Origin of the sequence: Neobacillus niacini, assembly GCF_048572935.1 — a bacterium.
GTDB lineage: Bacteria > Bacillota > Bacilli > Bacillales > Cytobacillaceae > Neobacillus > Neobacillus niacini.
Genome location: NZ_CP183883.1, coordinates 4,902,988 through 4,919,828 on the forward strand (window position 1 = coordinate 4,902,988; position 16,841 = coordinate 4,919,828).

The window sequence follows — 16,841 nt, forward strand, 5'->3', positions numbered from 1 at the left end:
GTTTGTTATGGATGGATTCTAGACATTCCCTTTAAATTTCACTTTGACGTTTTCTCATATTGTTGAAATAAAGGAAAATGGGAAATGGAATAACAATAAATCCTAAGCTTTTAATGATTTGGTTTTTTGCGTTTTCTCTTGCACGATTCTTTTCATCTTTTACCATTTGGTCATATCTTTCACGAATTTCATCATCTGATAACTTCTGACTTTCATCCGTCGGAACTTTGCCATCATGGTAAACCTGCTTAAAATCTTCAAAGTTTTGATAGTAACCTGGTGGACTGACCAAATCGGCAGCGGCCATAAAAATCGAAATTCCTCCCCCAATTACCATCATAAGTGTTGCAAACAGGACTAAATACGTATAAAGATGACGTATCACTGCTTCTCCCCCCTTTTCTTTGTGTTTCACAGCGTAAACAATTACAAAAATAATTATGACTATAGGTAAAAAAGTACTTAAGATGCCAAAAACAAACATTCGGCCACCTCCTTTTGTCTCCCTTATAGTGTAATTTTACACTATCTAACAACCAAATATAAGTCCTATTCTAAATATTTTTGCTGTGCTTGCCTGATTGTTACGATAATTTGGCAAACCTTACTTTATCGGCACTATCCTCACTTGATTGTTACAATAATTCGGTGAGCTTTACTTTATCGGCACTATCCTCACTTGATTGTTACGATAATTTGGGGAGTTTTACTTTATCGGCACTATCCTCACTTGATTTTTACGATAATTTGGGGAGCGGTGATTTATCGGCACTATCCAAATCTGATTGTAACCGTAATTTGAGGGTTTTGAATATTCGTGGAGTCCTGGTGTCGTCCTTTCCATATAAAATCAATAATTTCCCTTTAACACAGCAAAAAAAAAGAGTGCTTTCTTTTAATAAAGAAAACACTCTAACCATAATTACATTACCCTTTTAAACATTTTCTCCATCTCGTATGATGAATAATGAACAATAATAGGTCTGCCATGCGGACAGGTAAACGGATCCGAGGCTTTTCGCAAGTCATCAAGTAACGCTTGAATTTCATCATTACGCAGATGACGATTGGCTTTTATCGAAGCTTTACAGCTCATCATAATTGCAGCTTCCTCTCGAAGCTTTTTGATATCGACCTTCTTCATCGAAAGAAGCTGCTCAATCATATCTTCGATGATTTGCTTTTCTTCTCCCTTTGGAAACCATTGCGGATGAGAGCGAACGATGTAGCTATTCAATCCAAATTCCTCTAGGAAAACCCCGACATTCTCTAATTCCATACGATTTTCATTAATTTTTAGATATTCATCCGTTGAATAGTCCAGCGTGATGGGAACAAGTAATTCTTGGAGCTCGGCATGGACCTGCCCGACCTTTTCACGAAAATACTCGTACTTTAGCCGTTCCTGGGCAGCATGCTGATCGATGATATATAAACCATTTTCATTTTGTGCGAATATATACGTTCCGTGCATTTGTCCAATTGGATATAACCGAGGTATTCTGCTTTCTATTTTATCATCCTGGCGGGTAACTTCCGTATGCTGCTCTTTCTCAATTGGTTCCTGATCTATTTCAGGTTCTTCGTATTCCCAATTTTGTGGATGGTTTTCCACTTCTACTCTTGGCTGCAGCACAGGTTCAAAATTCACCTTTAAAGGTTCTGCCTTTTCTTGAATGGTTGGGCTTGAAAAGGCTGGCATTTCCCATTTCATTTCATTACTACGCGGCGTAGGCGTATCATTCGTTCGTTCATCAAGAATTAACGAAGTCTGTTCTGACTTTGGTATCTCTTTTTTCTCTTGCGTATAAGCTGACGGAATCAATATCTTCGATTTAAACGCATTTTTGATGATACCTGTAACCAATTCATTTAGTTCTGTTTCTTTACTGATCCGAACCTCCATTTTAGATGGATGTACATTAACATCCACCAATAATGGGTCCATCTCAACATTGAGGAGAACAATCGGGAATCTCCCGATAGGAAGTAATGTATGGTACCCTTCCTGAATTGCTTTGGCTAAGGCATAATTTTTAATAAAACGGCCATTAATCATTGTAGAAATATAATTTCTAGAGGCTCTCGTTACCTCAGGCATCGAGGCATAACCGCTAATTTTGTAATCCAATGATTCCCCAGATATAGGTACAAGCTGTTTCGCGATCGCCATTCCATATATGGAAGCAAGCACTTGGCGGACATCACCATTACCGTTCGTTTGCAGCAGCTTACGTTCATTATGAATTAACCGGAAGGAAACTTCTGGATGGGAAAGCGCAAGTCGGTTCACGACATCCGTAATATTCCCTAGCTCCGTATGAATGGTCTTCATATACTTCAAGCGTGCTGGTGTATTAAAAAACAAATCAGTAATGGTTATATCCGTTCCGCGTCTGCTTGAAGCTTTCTCATAGACTTCAACCTTGCCGCCTTCAATCACTACACGATTTCCTGCACCATCACCGGTCGAGGTTTTCATCTCCAGTCGTGAAACAGAAGCGATACTCGGCAGAGCTTCCCCACGAAACCCAAGGGTGCGAATACGGAACAAGTCATTTTCGTTCTTAATCTTACTTGTCGCATGACGTTGGAAGGCAAGTAAGACGTCTTCTTCATCAATTCCATTCCCATTATCGGTAATTCGAATTTTTGCAAGTCCTGCTTCTTCTACTTCGATTTCAATGACCGTACTGCCAGCGTCAATGGCGTTCTCTACTAATTCTTTTACAACCGAAGCCGGACGCTCAACTACTTCACCTGCTGCAATTTTATTGGATAGCGCGTCATCTAGCTGGATAATCTTACCCATACGTGTCACCTCCTAGCTTTTTAACTTCTTTTGAAGCTCGTACAAGAGATTAATCGCTTGAAGCGGAGTGATATCTAATAAATCTATTTCTTTCATTTTATCAATCACTTTCTTTTCTTTAGAAGAAAGCTCTTGTTTCTTTGGCTCTTTCGGTTCATCAAAGAATGACAGCTGTGCCGGATGCTCTTCGATTTGCTTCACTGCACTTTTTACAGGTACAGGTTGTACAGATTGTACATCTGGTTTTTCAAGTGCTGATAAAATTTCATTGGCACGATTAATTAGTTCCTTCGGAAGCCCTGCTAATTGAGCAACGTGTATTCCGTAACTCTTATCCGTCGGTCCATCTTTTATTTTATGAAGGAAAACAAGTTTTCCATTGTGTTCAATCGCACTAACGTGGATGTTCTTTAATTTTTCTAACTGATGATCTAAGACGGTTAACTCGTGGTAATGAGTTGAAAACAGTGTTTTCGCACCAATATGTTTATGGATGTATTCAATAATCGCTTGAGCCAATGCCATCCCGTCATAGGTAGAAGTACCACGGCCAATTTCATCAAATAAAATTAAGCTGTTTTGCGTGGCATTGGTCAAGGCATTTCTAGCTTCAAGCATTTCGACCATAAACGTACTTTGGCCAGAAATCAAATCATCCGCCGCTCCAATTCTCGTAAATACTTGATCAAAAATAGGCAGTACCGCTTCATCTGCCGGTACATAACAGCCAATCTGGGCTAAGATGGCAGTTAACGCAATTTGACGCATGTACGTACTTTTACCGCTCATGTTTGGACCCGTGATAAGAAGAACTTCACGGTCGCCGTCCATAAAGCAATCATTCGCGACATACTCTTGTGCATTCAACACTTTTTCAACCACAGGATGTCTGCCTTCTTTTATAACCACTTTACCTTCTGTGGAAAACTGCGGTTTTACATAGCGGCGGTTTTCACTCACTTCTGCAAAGCATTGGAGCACATCAAGTTCACTTACTGCTTTTGCAGCAGCCTGAAGGCGTGGAATATGTTCTTTGACAATCTCACGAATTTCCGTAAACAGTTCATATTCAAGCTCTCCGCATTTTTCTTCTGCTTCTAAAATTAATGCTTCTTTTTCTTTCAAATCCGGGGTGATAAAGCGTTCTGCATTGGTTAAGGTTTGTTTGCGTTCATACTGTCCTTCGGTTAACAGATGAAGGTTTGCACGGGTAACCTCAATATAGTAACCAAATACTCTGTTAAAACCTACCTTTAGAGATTTTATCCCCGTCTTTTCCCTCTCTTCACGTTCAAGCTGGGCAATCCAGGTTTTCCCGTTTCGGCTGGCATAACGGTATTGATCCAACTGATCATTGTATCCGTCGCGGATGATATTCCCTTCTTTCAGTGAAAGAGGAGGATTATCAACAATGGCCTGCTCTAATAAATCTGTTACTTCTTCACAAGGATCAAGAGAATCTGCAATCTGTTTTACAACTTCATGCTCCATACCATTTAGAATTTGTTTTAAATACGGAATCTGCATTAATGAGCGCTTTAATTGAACAAGATCGCGGGCATTCACATTTCCAAATGCCACACGGCCCGCCAACCGCTCCAAATCATAAACTTCGGTTAACTTTTCACGCAGCTCCTGACGTTCAAAATACTTGTTCATCAATACTTCTACAATGGTTTGACGGTGCTCAATTTCATCTTGAGACAGTAATGGACGATCTATCCACGTTTTCAGCATCCTTCCGCCCATTGCTGTCATCGTTTCATCCAACAGCCACAGTAAGGAGCCTTTCTTCCCTTTGGAGCGGATGGTTTCTGTCAATTCAAGATTTCGTTTTGAGTAGTAATCAATTTTCATATATTGATGGATTTGATAAGTAGTCACAGGCTGCAGGTGGTCAAGACTTCGCTTTTGGGAGCGGTATAGATAGTGAAATAGCCTTGCTGCACTTTGTTTTAGTTTATCTTGATTAAGATTGTCCAAGAGATTGGAAAAATTCATCTCTATTGAACTATTATCTTCAAACGAAATGGCTAAGACATCACGTTCCCGCATTTTCCGTTGTAATTCAGCGTCAAAGTTGCTTGCCACAACCACTTCTTTTGTACTTAAAACAGCAAGTTCATTTAAAACTTCATCAAAATTACCTGACAACTGGGTAACTTTGCTTTCACCTGTTGAAAGATCGGTATAGGCAAAACCATAGGTTTGATCATCAAAATATGAAATTGAAGCGATGTAGTTATTTTCTTTATCGGTCAATGACTTGCCATCCATTACCGTTCCTGGTGTGATAAGCTGGACAACTTCTCGTCTTACCATGCCTTTGGTTTGCTTGGCATCTTCCATCTGCTCACATATGGCAACTTTATAGCCTTTTGAAATAAGTTGTTCAATATAGTTCGGTGCAGAATGATAGGGTACTCCGCACATTGGGATCCGTTCTTCTGTGCCGCCCTCTCTGCTCGTTAACGTTATCTCTAATTCTTGTGAAGCTTTAATCGCGTCATTAAAGAACATTTCATAGAAATCGCCTAAGCGAAAAAATAAAAAGGCATCCTGATAATCTGCCTTCACGGTTAAGTATTGTTGTATCATCGGCGTATAACCAGCCATAATGACCTCCACTTGTTTAATCATTTCGAGTATCTTCGACAAACTATTATATCATATATCAGTTAAACTTAGATGAGGTAGAAATTTCTTTTAATGATAATGTTCGTGGATTCTACTTCCTTGCATATAATTTATAGTACAAAATCGAAAAGGGTGGTCCTCATGGGATGGTTCGGAGGCAGTTATAAGGAATTTGATTTTGAAATGTTTTCTATCAGCCATTTTGTGATTATAACCCTTCTATTTTTAGGCGCTGTCTTAATTTATATCAATAGAGAAACTCTAAGGGATATTAAGTGGAGAAAAGCAGAGGTAACGGCAGGGTTATCTCTTCTATTAATAGAAGTAACGTACCATATTTGGATGACTGTCAACGACATGTGGGATGTCAGTCATGCCATTCCATTAGAATTGTGTAGTATTAGCCTGGTATTATCGGTGTTGTTATTATTAACGAGGAAAAAAATCATATATGAAATATTGTTATTTACAGCCTTATTAGGAGCTTCTCAAGCTATCTTTACACCATTATTAAACTTTGACTTTCCTCATTTTCGCTATTTTCATTTTTTCTATACCCATTTAATGGACATTTGGGTGGTCTTTTATTTCACTTGGGTGGTAGGCTATCGACCAACCATTTGGTCGGTTGTAAAATTGTTCGTCTTTTTGAATATTTTAATGCCAATCATTTTGGTCATAAATAAAGCAGTCGACGGAAATTATATGTTTTTAAGCTATAAACCGAAGAGTCCAAGCCTATTGGATCTTTTAGGTCCGTATCCTTGGTACATCTTATCAATGGAGTTTTTATTAATATCCCTTAGTCTCATCGTTTGGTTAATATTCCGAAAAAAAAGACTTGGTTAGTTTTGGCTATTTACTTATTGACCTTTTACCAGGAACTATTTATAATAAGTATCGTTCCTTATAAAAGTGTCCCGATAGCTCAGCAGGATAGAGCAACAGTTTCCTAAACTGTAGGTCGGAGGTTCGAATCCTCTTCGGGACGTTAAAAAGCCTTGATTTTTTCAAGGCTTTTTCATTTATTGTTAAAAGCATTCAAATAGTATTAACCACTGAAAATCCATGTATACCTTTTTGAAAAATATGAGATTCGAATGGGATGTCTTTTCATTCAATGCCTGCATAACTAAGGTTGTGTTGTATAGGACCTCATCATATTTCTCCTTTATTTTTAACTATATAAAAAAGGAAACATTCGAAAATTCATCCCGAATGCCTCCTCCTGACCTGATTATTTATATTATTTATTTTTTCTTTCTTCTATTTCTTTAACAATCTGTGGATATTTTTCATCCAAATCATATTTACGTAGAAGTAAATAGGTAATAACAAACAATGCTAGTGGCAAATATACAGTCAGTACCAAAATACTAGTAATCGCAGAATCTGGCTGCGTTGCCAATGCACCATCATAGTTTCCAAATGCAAGAATCCACCCAATTAAGGCTGCGGCTAAACCGCTTCCAATTTTTACACCAAAGCTGTTTGCGCTGTTAACCATTCCTACCAATCTCTTACCAGATTTCCATTCACCATACTCGACAGTGTTATTTACTAGTACACCACCAACAGACATCATTGGAATCGTAGCAAATGTAGCAACTCCTCCTAAAATTAAGGCAGCCATAAAGCTGTATGGCATAAAGCAGCGAATCAAAGTTGCGATAATACCTAAAGCTAAACCAATTCGTGCTGTCTTGGTCAAACCGAATTTTTTAATCATTGGACCAACTAATGCAAAACCAAGAAACACAGGTATGAGACCAACTGCTCCCATAATACCTACTAAGTTTTCATTACCAAGTATATATTTAGTGTAATATACCCCCGTTGACCCAGATAGTACGTACATCATATTAATGAATAATTGCGCAAATAACATAATAACCCAATACTTGTTCTTAAATAATAATTTTATGCTCTCAAAAAATGGGATGTTATCTTCTTGTTCTTCCTTAATACCTACATCATTCTGCTCCTTTGAAGCAAGGAAAGTCATGTAAAGAGAGATACTTGATAACAAACCTAATACTACTGCTACCTTTATCCAGGCTCCTTGGTCTCCACCTAACATATTTGTTAACGGAATTAAAATGATTGCAATTACCATTCCAATGATATAACCGAAAACAGAACGAGTAATTCCCATTTTACTGCGTTCTTCTGAGCTTTTGGTTCTCATGGCCATCAAACTGCCATATGGTATCGCAATTGCAGTGTAAATGATAGCGGTTGCAAACGTAACAGTAATTAAAGCATAAATGGTTTTAGTTGTAGCAGAAGCATCAGCTGGTAGAGTAAAAAGTAAAATAATAGCTAATAATGTTGGAATTACAGTCCATAACATCCATGGACGAGCCTTACCGTATTTAGATTTTGTTGAATCAACTACTTTACCCATTATAAGATCTGTAATCGCGTCCAATACTCTGGATACAAGCATAATCGTACCTACTGTTGCTGCTGCAATCCCAACCTTATCCGTGTAAAAATAGGTAAGCATTCCAATCAATCCGTTGATAGAGTTTAAGGCAACCTGCCCTGCACCGTCACCAAGGTAATGGTGGAACCGCATCGTTTTTTGGATACCTTGTGAATCAAGACCAAGTTCTTTTTTCTTTTTACCGGGGGATTTCAATGGATTATTGCTTAATATTTCTTGTTCTGTTTTCATACCTTCTCCTCCTTATATGTTTCATTTTTTTATCGGTTACTAACTTCAATTGTATTAATATCTAATTTACTATTATGGTAATATCCTTCTTTATTTAGTAATCTCATTAATCTTTGAAGTATTTAAATTCGTTTCAAAGGCACTTATTAATTCTATGGTTGGAAAGGAATACATCCGTTCTTCCAACCATAGGATTAACCTTCTAGTCCATTTATTTATACGGTGATTTCCGTTTTGTTTAATGTATCAATGACCAATTTAAATAGTGTTTCTGTTTCCCCTGGGGCAGTCGCTAAAACCTCACTAATCGATAAATGGTTGGCAAACTGAATCATAGGATGATTAATCATATCTGGTGCATACTGATTTAGGATTTCAACAGCCAATGGCTCATCAAGGATTTCCTTCAGAGTAGAATCCATGGAAAACCTATTTCTGTCTAAATCCGTTTCAGTCTCATATTCATAGTGGTAGGATCCGGAACCTACTTCAATGGCCTGCTTCCGCTCTGGTAAATACAATACTGCTGTTGTGTTAGCAGGAATAACGACATCTATCTTAATTTTACTTTCCTTGCAAGACCAAGCACTTTTTATCTCACCGTAAACAGATTGAAAGTTTGCTTCTACGGAAGTAATCCCTTTGATAAATTGAGGCTTGATAAAAATTTTCTTGTATCCTGGCTCTAACTGATTGATTCCAGCTAGCTTTTTGTACATCCACTCCCCAATGGAACCATATGCATAATGGTTCAACGAATTCATCCCCGACTCATCAAAGTCACCGTTTGGCAGAATGGAGTTCCAGCGTTCCCAAATGGTTGTAGCGCCTTTTTTAATAGCGTATAACCATGAAGGATAATCTTCTTTTAGAAAAAGAGTTCCAGCCAAGTCATGCTCATCATTATCTGACAAAGCATGGCATAAATATGGTGTACCAACAAAACCCGTAGTTAAATGATTTTTATGGTTGGCAATATTCTTGGTTAACGACTCTAAAATTCTTGCGCGATGTCTTTCTTCGGCCAAATCAAAGTGTAAGGCTAACACACAGCCCGTCTGTGTTTCACTCACCAATCTTCCAGTTGCTGTAAGGTATTCATCATTAAATGCCTTCTTGATTTTTCTATAAAGTGCCTCGTATTGTTCTTTATCTTCCTCTTTTCCAAGGACACTTGCCGTCTTGCTAACGATGTTGGCAGAGTAGGCATAATAAGCATTTGCAACCAGGTATTTGTCGGTTGCACCCGTTCGATCAGCACCTTCTTCTTTATCCAATGCCAGCCAGTCTCCATACTGAAAACCAGTCTGCCAGAGTCCATTAGTTCCGCAGCGTGCTGTAATATAATCAACCCAGCCTTTCATACTCTCATATTGCTCTTCTAATATCCTTTCATCCCCATAGGTTTCATAAACCACCCATGGGATAATGACAGCTGCATCACTCCAGGCTGCTGCTCCCTCCTGGTTTCCTAAGATATTGGGAACTACATGAGGGACACCATATTCTTCAGTCTGTTCCGATGCTAAATCATGGAGCCATTTGGAAAAGAACAAAGCCACATTGTGGTTATAGGCCGCTGTTCCTACAAATACTTGGGCATCACCTGTCCAGCCAAGGCGCTCATCTCTTTGCGGGCAATCTGTTGGAATATCGAGGAAATTTCCTCTTTGGCTCCATTGGATATTGCTTTGCAGCTGATTGACAAGAGCATTAGAAGTTGTAAATGTACCAGTTTCCTCCATATGGGTATGCAATACACAAGCTGTGAAGTTTTCAAGTTCAAATTCCTCAAGTCCTTCAATAGCAATATACCGGAACCCATGGAAGGTAAAATGTGGTCTAAAGGTTTGTTCTTCTCCATTACAGATAAATTGGTCAATCGATACTGCCTGGCGAAGTGTCTCGGAATAAAAATTCCCATCTTTATCTAAAGTTTCTGCATGTCGAATGGTTATTTTCTGTCCAATTTGTCCATGTACCTTTACTTCTACAAAGCCAGTTAAGTTTTGCCCAAAATCGATTACCTTTTCAACCTTTGGTGTAGTAAATGATTTTAAAGCAGGCATCCTCTTGGTAATTCTTACAGGCTCACTTTCCTGCCCCACAATTCGTTCTTTATCAAATGGAAAGATGACCGCATCAGAGAAATTGGGTTCCGTAAAACATGAATCAATGGTTTCCCCCATGTAAATCTCACTACTGCGGATACTGCCCGTTGTCACCTTCCAGCTATCATCCGTTTTGATGATTTGTGAGGTTCCATCAGTATACGTAATATGGATTTCTGCCAGAGCTGCCACTCGATCACCGTAATGGTTAGGAGTACAGGTGAAACCAAATATACCTTTATACCAGCCGTTTCCCACTGTTATTTCTACTCTATTTTTCTCTTGAAGCAGTTCATCCGCCTGATACGTTTGGTATTGAAGCCGTTTATGATAGTTCGTCCACCCTGGTGCAAAATAAGTATCTCCTACCTTTTCACCGTTGAGTTTTATTTCATAAACGCCTAATGCAGTTGCATAGATTCGGACACTCTTAATCTCTTTCTCTGCCTTAAATTCTTTTGTAAAAATAGGACAGGCCGTTTCTTCTGCCGGAAAATCATGTGTAATCCATTCTGCACGAAAGTTGCTTCCCTTTAGAAGCCCTGTCTCAAAACTGCCTTCAACAGATGACTGTTTTCCTTTGTTGTCCCACACCTTAACTTGAACATCGTACTTAGTCTGTCTCTCAAGCTCTAGTCCCATATATTCTAGTAAGACAGATGAACCGCTTTCCATCTTACCGGAATCCCAAACCTTTTCTTTTTCTTTTGAAACAATGATCTGATAGGCGGTTTGCAAAACATTCTGTTCTTCTGATATAAGTTTCCAAGAGAATCTGGGCTTTTTAACATCAAGACCAAGAGGATTTTCTTGATATTCTATCCGTAAATCTGTTACTTTCATGGTATTAGTTCCTCTCATAAGAATTTTATATTTATAAGTATGGTATCGCTTTCTACATCTATTTTAATCGCTATCATTTCATTATTATGGTAATATCAATTTATTTTTGGTATTCTAATTTAAAATCTAAAAAATAAATTAAAAAAGACTGTTATGATGTAAACAGTCTTTTCTAACAACGGTTGATTAGTGTTTTACTTCTTATAACTTCTCAGAATACTTTGGTCATAGAAATAGGATTCCTCTTTGTCATGCAATGGATACCACACTTGTGCAAAGAAGGGATTCCTTTTTGCTTCTTCATCATAATTCCAAGGTGCTGGCAAGCATTCAGGACACCAGTGTCCCCCTAAAAGGACAAGAGTTGGACTAGCCTCAAAGTAATGCCCAAAAGCACAGCACCAGCGAAGTTTGGTAGATAAGTCACCTTTTTGCATCGTTTCCGAGAGGCAGTCACCTCCCCTAAACTCCGCGGCTTGCTTCATATCCTCAAGATCCAGTTCTGACCTTGGTTTGGTTTCATCATAACCATGATTAAGACGTACCGCCTTTTTCGATGGTTCCACCGCTTTGTACTCCTCCCAGCTAGGTATCTCTTTCCACTTTTCCTTTGAACCAAAGAAAGCAGTAATCCGGTCTTTCACATCATTTTTCATCCAATACATTGTACCAAGTTCCTTATTGGCCACTGGTTCCATGATTAACTTTTTAATAAAAAGTGCGGGGACATATTTAGCCAATTTCATTTTAAAAGGGGCATTTTCTTTTAACTCTGCAATAAACTCATCCGCGCTTCCACTTCTGAAGTGCAGATATTCTTCAAGCACATCGGAATCTTCATACCATTGACCGTGAAAATTCCTTGTTGCAAACCAATTTAAATCTGTCACTTTTTTAACATCCATGCCCAAAGCCGCGAAGCTTTTTTCCATAAATTCATAATTGGTTGTCCGATATTTCTCTCCGCCGCCAATGTTATAAATCCTTCTCCAAAACTCTTCCGGAATATCCTCATTACATACATTCGCTAAAAGCCTGCCAGAATCACGTGCCGTCACCCATTCAAATACACCATTGATTGGTTCGTGAAACATAATAGGATCTAAGTTATCCAGCATCCCGCTATAAAGAACTCCTGTTTGCCGTAAAGTTACCCAGTATTTCAAACCGGATTCAATCACTTCCCGTTCAGCAATCGTCTTCGAAATGGCATAGTTATCGTATACACTGATATTAATCGGGTCACCCGGCCTTCCCCAATGAATAGGCGGATTTCGATCCCCTGTTTCCGCCACTGTTCCTATATAAACGAGTTTAATCTCATCGGGATTCGCTTGAGCTTTAATGGCTTTAATAATATTTCTGACAGCCCCTACATTTACCTGAGTGGTTAATGCAGGAAGATAGTCTGCAGCCGGAGACACCATTCCACCGACATGAAGGACATAATCCGCTCCCATTACCCCTCTTGCTACATCATCATAATTCGTTAGATCTCCCCAGATGATTTTCACACCGGGTTCTTTTTCATACGGAGACATGCTCTTCCTATCTTTTTCCGTTGGCAACACCAAAGCTACTATATCAAAATGCTCTCTTCTATTCAGCAATTGCTTAAATCCTTCGAATCCCATGTTCCCCGAAGCACCTGTTAAAAATACTGTTTTTTTATTGTTCATATCCTCCACCTCTTTCCTAAAATCCTTTTATAAAATTCATGATAGAGAATCCTAATGATTTGATATGGTAATTTCATTTATAATTTGGTAATTTATTTACTAATAGACATTTTATTAAAACAATCGTAAGGGTAGGAAATCAGTATGCTAAACCGTATCGATACTCTAAAAGAAGTATGTAAGTTAATCTCTGAAACCTTTGATTTATCTATTTTTTTCGTTAAGCCGACTGGAGAGATTACGTTTGAAATCACTGATAACAGGGTATTAAACCCCCTATATCAAAATGAGAAACAAAATTTATTTTCCATACTAAACTTTGAACCGGACAAGCCATTTCAGGTTCCTGTTATTAGAAAAACCTACTTCTATGAGAATTATATTTTGTTCAGCGTAGTTCACGAGGAGATGATTGAAGGCACCTTAATTATCGGCCCTTCTCTTCCCTACGTTTTATTCGAACAGAAAATCAATGGGTTAATTAATGATTTTCATGTTTTTGCCCAGAGAGAACAGGTATCTCATTACTATTCTTCCATGCCGGTTATATCAATTGACAAGCTATTAAAGATTAGCGTTATGGCATTTTATCTGATTAACCAAACCCTAATTTCTACTGAACAGGTCACAAAGGAAAATGTAAATTTTGGAGAACAAGGAAATCAAGATAAGAGTAAACTACTCCCAAATACCAAAAGGGAACAGCCACAAGCTTTTCACCACGATCCACTTTTAGAAAAGAAGCTCTTAACGATTATTAGAGAGGGCCGGCTGGAGGAACTTAAAACCTTTACTCAGATGGGAGAAGAAAGCACCGGGGTCTTGTCAAAGTCCAGCTACATTCGCTCGAAAAAAAACGTATCAATTGCTGGAATTACCCTGGCAACCAGGGCTTCCATTGAAGGAGGACTTCACCCAGAAATTGCTTTTTCATTAAGTGATATTTATATCCAGAGACTAGAAGACTTAAAAACAATTAAAGACATTGACCATGTAACCGGGGAAGCTTTTTTTATCCTTACAGAAAAGGTAAATCAGGTAAAAGAAGAACGATTTTCTAAAACCATTACTACCTGCAAAAACTATATTTACAATAATCGATATGAAAGAATTACTCACGACGATGTAGCAAATCAGGTTAGTTTAAGTCATAGCTATTTATCCATCCTATTTAAAAAGGAAGTGGGCATTTCTGTCAGCGACTATATTCAACAAGTTAAAATAGATGAAGCTAAAAATCTGATCGAATATACCGAAACCCCACTTTCAGAGATTGGTTCATTGTTAAACTTTTCTGACCAGAGTTATTTCACAAAGGTTTTCAAAAAACATACCGGTATTACCCCAAAACAATACAAGGAAAAGTTTCACCTTTTACAAGAATAACCCGACAGAAAGTTTCTGCCGGGTTTGTTTCACTGTCATTCATTTGATTTATTTACAGCTTGCAGGATTCCCACCAGCATTTCCTCTGTAAATACACCATTACTCATTACAGCTGCATTATGAAGCGTAGTACCCAAAATCATTTCCTGCATTCCCGCTCCTAAGCTGCTTTCCCCTTCGAATTTGGCCTGACCCTGACCCATGGCTTTCATGATTTCTGCTCCCACAGGATGTTCCATTAATTCTCCGAATGTAGAATTTCTAGTCAATACTTTTTTAATCTTGACTGTAGATTCCACATTGACAGTCTCCTTAAGTAGAATCTCTCTTGAAGATTTACCAACCAAAATTTCAAAGACCCCAGATTCAACATGCCAATCCTTTATTTTAACATTGTAATAGGCAAATGCTCGCTTATCTAATTGGAATGAAACGGTCTTTTCTTCTCCAGGGATTAATGAAACCTTTTCAAATCCTTTTAGTTCTTTTTCAGGACGCGGTATATTGCTTTCTACATCTCTGACATAAAGCTGAACAATCTCTTTTCCTGCCATATTACCGGTATTTTTCACTTTCACAGTTACCGTAATGGTTTCATTATCCTTGATTTCTTTCTGATTCACTTGTAGATTACTATATTCAAAGCTTGTATAACTCAAACCAAAACCAAATGGGAATAATGGCTCGATATCCCTTGTATCATAATGGCGGTAACCAACAAATATTCCTTCTCTATATTCAACGGTTTCACCATCTCCAGGGAAATTTAAATAAGAAGGATTATGCACGAGTTTTTTCGGAAAAGTCTCTGCAAGCTTTCCGCTTGGGCTGGCGAGCCCAAACAATAAATCCGCAATGGCTCCACCTAATGCCTGCCCACCAAGATATGCCTCCAATACACCTTTCACCTTATTCAACCATGGCATTTCGATTGGAGCTCCATTACTTAACACAACAATAAGGTTACTTTGTACATCTGCTACTGCTTCAATCAATAACCTATGATTTTCAGGGATATTAAGATGTTTCCGGTCAAATCCTTCTGATTCATATCGCTCGGGCAGTCCAGCAAAAATCACTGCCACATTTGCCTGCTTTGCAGCTTTTACCGCTTTCTCTATTAAGCTTTCATTTACTTCATCACTTTCTAGTGAATATCCCTCTGAGTAAGAAAGAGTTGTTTGGTTTCCTGCTACTTTTGCAAGTTCCTCATAAATATTATCCACTTTAGTAGGATTAATATGCGAGCTTCCACCGCCCTGATATCTTGGGCTTTTCGCAAATGCCCCAATAACCGCAAGTGATTCCACTTCTTTAATTGGCAAGATATTGCCCTCATTTTTAAGCAGGACCATGCTTTCCCTTGCCGCTTCCCTCGCTAAAACATGATGTTCTTCCTTACTATAAACAGCATTTTCCTGATTATTTTCTACTGCCTTAAATACTACTTTTAGAATTCTTTCTACAGCCGCGTCAAGTACATCTTCTGAGAGTCTTCCTGATCTGACTGCTTCAATAATCTTGTTATCTCCAATTCCGCCGCTTGCAGGCATTTCAAGTTCAAGACCTGCAGCTAAACCTAAATCTCTTTCGTTGACTGCACCCCAGTCTGATACAACTAGTCCTTCAAATCCCCATTCATCTTTTAAGATATCACTTAATAACTTCTTATTCTCCGAACAGTAATCACCATTTACTTTGTTATAGGCCGCCATCACTGTCCAAGGCTGTGCATCTTTCACTGCTTCTTCAAAACTAGCTAAATATATTTCTCTTAATGTCCGTTCATCGACTACTGCATCAATGGACATCCTCTTAGATTCCTGATTATTTACTGCAAAATGCTTTAGGGAAGTACCAACACCCTTACTTTGAACACCTTTTATAAAATCAGCGGATAGCTTACTAGAGATATAGGGATCTTCTGAAAAATATTCGAAGTTCCTTCCGCATAATGGAGATCTCTTTATATTGACTCCTGGCCCAAGTACAATGGCCACGTTTTCCGCCTGACTCTCTTCACCAATGGCCGCACCAACTCTGTTCACCAATTCCTTATCCCATGAACAGGCAAGGCCTGCTGCTGAAGGAAAACAGGTGGAAGGTACACTTTTATTAATTCCTAGATGGTCAGTATCCCCTACCTGTTTTCTAAGCCCATGAGGTCCATCCGTCATCATAATAGAAGGAATACCTAACCTTTTAATTGCCTTCGTATTCCAAAAATCAGCACCTGAACAAAGTCCCGCTTTTTCTTCCAAGGTCATTTTATCAATTAGTTCTTTGATTTTTCTGCTCATGCTATACTACCTCCTACGTATTACTAACTAAATGACACCGTTTTCTATTTAATGATATAAGATGTTATAGTTTTTTTATGGTAGTTTCATTTTATTTTTTGTATTTATATCAATATTGTTACTAAAAATATCAGTTGTAAAAACAACTTGATACACCTTTGAAAGGTAAATTGAAAGACTGTTTGCGTTATTTTTTCAAACAGCCTATAAAACTATAATAAAAAAATTAGTTTTGTACTTTTAAGCTACAAAACTGCTTTCAGAGTAATCTTAATTTTATTAAATTTAAGGCTCTGTTATTTTTCATTGTTGATTTTCGTACCAGGGGTAAGAATCCATAGGCGGAGAATTTCCGGCTATTATCTATAGAGGGACCTTTGGAGCAGTTATAAG

At 38.2% G+C, this 16,841-nt stretch carries 9 protein-coding genes and 1 tRNA gene; 3 read left to right on the forward strand and 7 right to left on the reverse strand.

Features of this window, described 5'->3' with window-relative positions; translation table 11 throughout:
- Window positions 1-31 precede the first annotated feature (31 nt).
- The 3 genes from ACN6MT_RS24120 to mutS all read right to left on the reverse strand — a co-directional run bounded on the left by ACN6MT_RS24120 (window position 32) and on the right by mutS (window position 5,428).
- Window positions 32-484: a hypothetical protein gene (locus tag ACN6MT_RS24120; RefSeq protein ID WP_034672868.1), complete on the reverse strand. Its 453-nt coding sequence runs from the start codon at window positions 482-484 to the stop codon at window positions 32-34.
- Between the two features lie 438 nt (window positions 485-922).
- Entirely contained in the window at window positions 923-2,812 is a 1,890-nt protein-coding gene (mutL, locus tag ACN6MT_RS24125) for a DNA mismatch repair endonuclease MutL (protein ID WP_419888402.1), read from the reverse strand.
- 12 nt (window positions 2,813-2,824) lie between these two features.
- Window positions 2,825-5,428, reverse strand: coding sequence for a DNA mismatch repair protein MutS (mutS, locus tag ACN6MT_RS24130; RefSeq protein WP_419888403.1), 2,604 nt, complete (start codon window positions 5,426-5,428; stop codon window positions 2,825-2,827).
- Between the two features lie 162 nt (window positions 5,429-5,590).
- Between mutS and ACN6MT_RS24135 the strand changes: the two genes are divergently transcribed.
- Window positions 5,591-6,298: a TIGR02206 family membrane protein gene (locus ACN6MT_RS24135; protein WP_419888404.1), complete on the forward strand. Its 708-nt coding sequence runs from the start codon at window positions 5,591-5,593 to the stop codon at window positions 6,296-6,298.
- Window positions 6,299-6,366: 68 nt separating this feature from the next.
- Window positions 6,367-6,440: transfer RNA gene (locus tag ACN6MT_RS24140), tRNA-Arg, on the forward strand.
- Between the two features lie 255 nt (window positions 6,441-6,695).
- Here the strand turns inward: ACN6MT_RS24140 and ACN6MT_RS24145 are convergent.
- The 3 genes from ACN6MT_RS24145 to ACN6MT_RS24155 all read right to left on the reverse strand — a co-directional run bounded on the left by ACN6MT_RS24145 (window position 6,696) and on the right by ACN6MT_RS24155 (window position 12,762).
- Window positions 6,696-8,129 carry an MFS transporter gene (locus ACN6MT_RS24145; protein WP_419888405.1) on the reverse strand — a complete coding sequence of 478 codons (1,434 nt, stop codon included), beginning with the start codon at window positions 8,127-8,129 and terminating at the stop codon, window positions 6,696-6,698.
- A 215-nt stretch (window positions 8,130-8,344) separates the two neighbouring features.
- Window positions 8,345-11,083, reverse strand: coding sequence for a glycoside hydrolase family 78 protein (locus ACN6MT_RS24150; RefSeq protein WP_419888406.1), 2,739 nt, complete (start codon window positions 11,081-11,083; stop codon window positions 8,345-8,347).
- 194 nt (window positions 11,084-11,277) lie between these two features.
- Window positions 11,278-12,762, reverse strand: a complete 1,485-nt coding sequence (locus ACN6MT_RS24155) for an NAD-dependent epimerase/dehydratase family protein (RefSeq protein WP_419888407.1) — start codon at window positions 12,760-12,762, stop codon at window positions 11,278-11,280.
- Window positions 12,763-12,906: 144 nt separating this feature from the next.
- On the opposite strand from ACN6MT_RS24155, the gene ACN6MT_RS24160 reads away from it, so the two are divergent.
- Entirely contained in the window at window positions 12,907-14,148 is a 1,242-nt protein-coding gene (locus ACN6MT_RS24160) for a helix-turn-helix domain-containing protein (RefSeq protein WP_419888408.1), read from the forward strand.
- A gap of 35 nt (window positions 14,149-14,183) precedes the next feature.
- Here the strand turns inward: ACN6MT_RS24160 and ACN6MT_RS24165 are convergent, their stop codons facing one another.
- Entirely contained in the window at window positions 14,184-16,448 is a 2,265-nt protein-coding gene (locus tag ACN6MT_RS24165; protein WP_419888409.1) for a glycoside hydrolase family 3 C-terminal domain-containing protein, read from the reverse strand.
- Window positions 16,449-16,841: the final 393 nt, after the last annotated feature.

Excerpts from the sequence above, each read along its gene's own strand:
- ACN6MT_RS24120 (WP_034672868.1), bottom strand. The coding sequence starts at position 484 with ATGTTTGTTTTTGGCATCTTAAGTACTTTTTTACCTATAGTCATAATT.
- mutL (WP_419888402.1), bottom strand. The coding sequence starts at position 2,812 with ATGGGTAAGATTATCCAGCTAGATGACGCGCTATCCAATAAAATTGCA.
- mutS (WP_419888403.1), bottom strand. The coding sequence starts at position 5,428 with ATGGCTGGTTATACGCCGATGATACAACAATACTTAACCGTGAAGGCA.
- ACN6MT_RS24135 (WP_419888404.1), top strand. The coding sequence starts at position 5,591 with ATGGGATGGTTCGGAGGCAGTTATAAGGAATTTGATTTTGAAATGTTT.
- ACN6MT_RS24145 (WP_419888405.1), bottom strand. The coding sequence starts at position 8,129 with ATGAAAACAGAACAAGAAATATTAAGCAATAATCCATTGAAATCCCCC.
- ACN6MT_RS24150 (WP_419888406.1), bottom strand. The coding sequence starts at position 11,083 with ATGAAAGTAACAGATTTACGGATAGAATATCAAGAAAATCCTCTTGGT.
- ACN6MT_RS24155 (WP_419888407.1), bottom strand. The coding sequence starts at position 12,762 with ATGAACAATAAAAAAACAGTATTTTTAACAGGTGCTTCGGGGAACATG.
- ACN6MT_RS24160 (WP_419888408.1), top strand. The coding sequence starts at position 12,907 with ATGCTAAACCGTATCGATACTCTAAAAGAAGTATGTAAGTTAATCTCT.
- ACN6MT_RS24165 (WP_419888409.1), bottom strand. The coding sequence starts at position 16,448 with ATGAGCAGAAAAATCAAAGAACTAATTGATAAAATGACCTTGGAAGAA.